We start from the raw sequence: 3,636 nt of genomic DNA, 5'->3' as shown, positions 1-3,636 counted from the left end.
GGAGAAGCTCCAGGTGCTAACCCACACTCAGTCGATTTCACAAGGCGCTTCTGATGATCGGCGCGAATTGAACCACTTAAACTGGCAACGGTCGGCAAACGTTGATCGTTGCGTTCGCAAGATCATTGAGCTTTCGGCATGTCCTGACGCCGTTGCTCACGTGGCCACTTAGCTGCGATGCTTGCAGCCCGGAAGACGTACCGTCACGCTTCTTTGATCCGGCGTTCGTCCGATATCACAGGCAGCCTTGACAGGTTTAGGAAGCCGGCGGCGACCTCGCTCCTCACAACGAGTGCAACGCGACCTCAAGGCCGCAATAAGACAGCGCCGCTTGAGACCTCGAAGCTTCAAGCGCCGCTCCCGCGAGAGATTTGCCGAAGCTGCGAAGCTTCCAGTCGTCGGAACAGAGATGTTGATTGTCGTTACTATGCGAAAGGAGCTCGCATGATCGACGATGAGCGCACACTTACCCGCAAGCAGCTTGATGAATGGCAGCGAAAGGATCAGCGGAAAAGACAGGAAAGCGCGGAGAAAGCTCGCACGCAACCCCAAGATGGCGAGGCACCCGACGGTTGCTCGCTTTGGCTCGACTCTCCTGATGCCAATCGGTAGGCGCTGCCAAAAGCGAGGAGTGCGATGCCTGGATAAACTCAGATAATTACTGCAGCTATTTGCAAGCAAATGTCTGCTGGGTATGAGACGCGGTGATTCGTTTCAGGCGAGAGAATGAGCCGAGGTCAGCGACGCGGCAGCGCTTGCATCAGGCCAGACCAATGAAGTTGTGATTTCGGATATAGCCTTGGTCAGGAACAGGGACGTCAATTACCATTTTCCTGAGCGGAAATGACAGAACTGAGATTACGAATCTAGGGAATGACCACATGCTATGGACGCCCTTCCCACATAAGGAGTACCTGCGTTCTACGAGCGCAGCTGCCATCCGGCAAATCCGGTCTGCCCAAACACCAATCCGTCGCTGCTTGGCAGGGCTTGACGCGGCCTTGACAGGTTTTCCAGTGGAACGAGCTCGTGTCCAAACGGCTATTCACGCGGCTAGAGCGCTCAGTGATCGGCTTAGGGTGTTAGAAGCCCATGAGGCGCTTCGCGACCGGGCGGGCCCCGCACTAGGACAGTCAATGCCGGAGCTTCAAACTGATAATCCGCTGCTCGTCGATTGGACATGCCAGTTGCTAGCGTACAAAGCGCAGGAGACCGCCTATTGGCGCTATATGCTGCTTGTCTGTGACTTGGCAGATTTATCCGATTTGAAGCCGCTATACGAAGTGAGTTTAGCGGACGCTCAGACCTTTGAGGATTGGCTTGGTCGCGCATTCGAGACATTGGCAGTCAGACAGTTGGAAATGGCTGGTGTCCTAAGTGCTAATCCTTCCCCGGGAAACGCCGTCTTGACGACCCAGCTCCGCGGCAGTTTGAAAGAGGAGTGGGCGGCGGCCAGCGTCTTCTAGCGGCGCAGGCGCCTAGCGCTCTCCCTGTTTAGGGGGCGGCCCTCGGGCGTGAGGGCCGCCCGTTGTTATATAATCGAATTCGTAGTCGGCGCCTCTGACATTTGCTCGGCTTGTGCCGCCGAGTCCGGACGTGCCGGACCTAATACCGGCTCTTGTCCCAGCGGTTCGAACGCTCGGAACTCGAAGCTGCCCTTGCCATCGGGGCTGGGCCCTTCCGAATAGGCGCCGGGCGGGACAGGTGTGCCGTTCCTCTCCGTGCCCATGAACATATAGGCAAACTCCTGCGCCTCTTTCGTTCGGTCGAAGGAGTTCGGAATCGGCAACGCTGCTGTCCCGCCGAGCTCTTCGATAACCGCAAGCCATTGCTGCTGGTGCATCGTGTCTCGCGCGATCAGATAGCTGAGCATTCTCTGCATGCCCTCGTCGGCCGTCGCATTGAAAAGACGGACAGCAAGGGTACGACCGGTACTTTCAGCCGCGACGTTCGCATACATGTCTGCGGCGATGTTTCCGCTGGCATAGACGTGGGAGCAGTCGAAAGGCACACCGTCGCAGTTGGCGGGGAAAGCGGCCATGCCGGTTGACAGGATGTGACGATGAAGCATGCCTTCGACAATATGCCGAGGGCGTTCGCCGCCGAGTACGGCACCGACGATGGGATTTGCGGTCGCGGCACTTTCCTGAAGGGTTGCTGGAGCGTCTTCCAGATTGAGAGCGACGGCCGTGGCCAGCATCTCAATGTGGCTGATCTCTTCGGTCGCGGTGTTTAGCAGAACGTCGCGATACTTAGCCGGGCCTCGTGCGCCCCACGCTTGGAAAAAGTATTGCAGGCAGACGCGAATCTCACCTTCGACGCCGCCGATTGCTTGCTGGAGCTGTCGGGCAAAGATTGGATCAGGGCTCGCAACTTCAACGGGGTACTGAAGTCGTTTGTCGAAATAATACATTTGCGTTCCTTGGGATGCGCAACGCCTCCGAGATTTACCCCGGGGGTCGTCGCTTGTGAGCAGGACGAGTGCTTCTCAATAAACACGGCGGTTCCAGCGCCTTTCCCGGCGACGAATGGAACCGCGGATTGCGGATGCAGTCGCCGCCTACACCGCTGATCGATGCCTGACACTGATTGTAGGATGTGAAGGAGCAGTCCGGCGTTCCTCTGGTAACGGTTGTGCATTGGCGGAACGGGTAGTCGGAGCGGCTTGCGCTGGCAGCGAGATGCGACAAGCGACGAACGAAGAAGCTATAATCGCTCGATATGGGAAACTCCGTGATTGCATAGTCATGGAAGCCATAGTTTTCCGCCCTGTTCCTACGCTGCAGTTTTTCTTTTTGGGGGCCGATGTCCGGCGTATGTCGCGCAGCGGGCAGACACGGAATATTTTGAGGTAGAACATCTGCATACTGCGCGCGAGACAAAGCGAGGATGTGGATGGCGGTTGAACAGAATCCTCGCACTTTCACGATCAACTTTGGTCCGCAGCACCCGGCCGCTCACGGGGTCCTTCGCTTGATCCTTGAATTGGACGGAGAGGTCGTCACACGCGTCGATCCACACATCGGTCTTCTTCACCGCGGCACCGAGAAGCTTATCGAAGCGAAGACATATCTGCAGGCGATCCCATACTTCGATCGTCTGGACTATGTCGCGCCGATGAGCCAGGAGCACGCGTTTTGCCTCGCAATCGAGAAGCTCCTTGGCATCACGCCGCCATACCGTGCTCAACTGATCCGGGTTCTTTATCTCGAAATCAGTCGGATTCTGTCGCATCTCCTCAACGTCACGACCCAAGCGATGGACGTCGGAGCGCTCACCCCGCCATTGTGGGGGTTCGAGGAGCGGGAGAAATTGATGGTCTTCTACGAGCGAGCTTCCGGAAGCCGCATGCACGCGAACTACTTCCGACCTGGCGGGGTCCATCAGGATCTTCCGAACCAATTGATCGAGGACATCGATGCCTGGTGCGACCCGTTCCTGGAGGTCGTTGATGATCTGGACGATCTCTTGACCAATAACCGCATCTTCAAGGGTCGGAACGTTGATATCGGCGTAATCTCGCTTGATGAGGCCTGGAAGCGCGGCTTTTCTGGCGTGATGGTTCGCGGTTCCGGGGCAGCCTGGGACCGTCGCAAGTCGCAGCCCTACGAATGCTACGCCGAGCTCGACTTCGAC

Annotated in this window: 5 protein-coding genes; 3 read left to right on the top strand and 2 right to left on the bottom strand. The window is 57.3% G+C overall.

What is annotated here, in order from left to right:
* Positions 1-444: 444 nt before the first annotated feature.
* Positions 445-612, top strand: coding sequence for a hypothetical protein (locus ACIQ17_RS32040; protein ID WP_398473576.1), 168 nt, complete (start codon positions 445-447; stop codon positions 610-612).
* 524 nt (positions 613-1,136) lie between these two features.
* The gene (locus ACIQ17_RS32035; RefSeq protein WP_398473575.1) at positions 1,137-1,466 is read left to right on the top strand and encodes a hypothetical protein; all 330 of its coding nucleotides are present in this window, start codon (positions 1,137-1,139) and stop codon (positions 1,464-1,466) included.
* Between the two features lie 65 nt (positions 1,467-1,531).
* Here ACIQ17_RS32035 and ACIQ17_RS32030 read toward each other — a convergent pair whose 3' ends face one another.
* Together ACIQ17_RS32030 and ACIQ17_RS32025 are read right to left on the bottom strand one after the other, a co-directional pair.
* Positions 1,532-2,413, bottom strand: coding sequence for a manganese catalase family protein (locus ACIQ17_RS32030; protein ID WP_398473574.1), 882 nt, complete (start codon positions 2,411-2,413; stop codon positions 1,532-1,534).
* Between the two features lie 34 nt (positions 2,414-2,447).
* The gene (locus tag ACIQ17_RS32025; protein WP_398473577.1) at positions 2,448-2,921 is read right to left on the bottom strand and encodes a DUF3551 domain-containing protein; all 474 of its coding nucleotides are present in this window, start codon (positions 2,919-2,921) and stop codon (positions 2,448-2,450) included.
* Between ACIQ17_RS32025 and ACIQ17_RS32020 the strand changes: the two genes are divergently transcribed.
* The coding region (locus ACIQ17_RS32020; RefSeq protein WP_398473573.1) for an NADH-quinone oxidoreductase subunit D at positions 2,896-3,636 on the top strand (741 nt) is incomplete at its 3' end. The genes ACIQ17_RS32025 and ACIQ17_RS32020 overlap by 26 nt on opposite strands.

This window comes from Tardiphaga sp., assembly GCF_044340795.1.
GTDB lineage: Bacteria > Pseudomonadota > Alphaproteobacteria > Rhizobiales > Xanthobacteraceae > Tardiphaga.
This window is presented reverse-complemented; position numbering and strand designations above follow the sequence as displayed.

What these genes read in the sequence shown, in the direction of transcription:
- ACIQ17_RS32040 (WP_398473576.1), top strand. Translation starts at nt 445, where the DNA reads ATGATCGACGATGAGCGCACACTTACCCGCAAGCAGCTTGATGAATGG.
- ACIQ17_RS32035 (WP_398473575.1), top strand. Translation starts at nt 1,137, where the DNA reads ATGCCGGAGCTTCAAACTGATAATCCGCTGCTCGTCGATTGGACATGC.
- ACIQ17_RS32030 (WP_398473574.1), bottom strand. Translation starts at nt 2,413, where the DNA reads ATGTATTATTTCGACAAACGACTTCAGTACCCCGTTGAAGTTGCGAGC.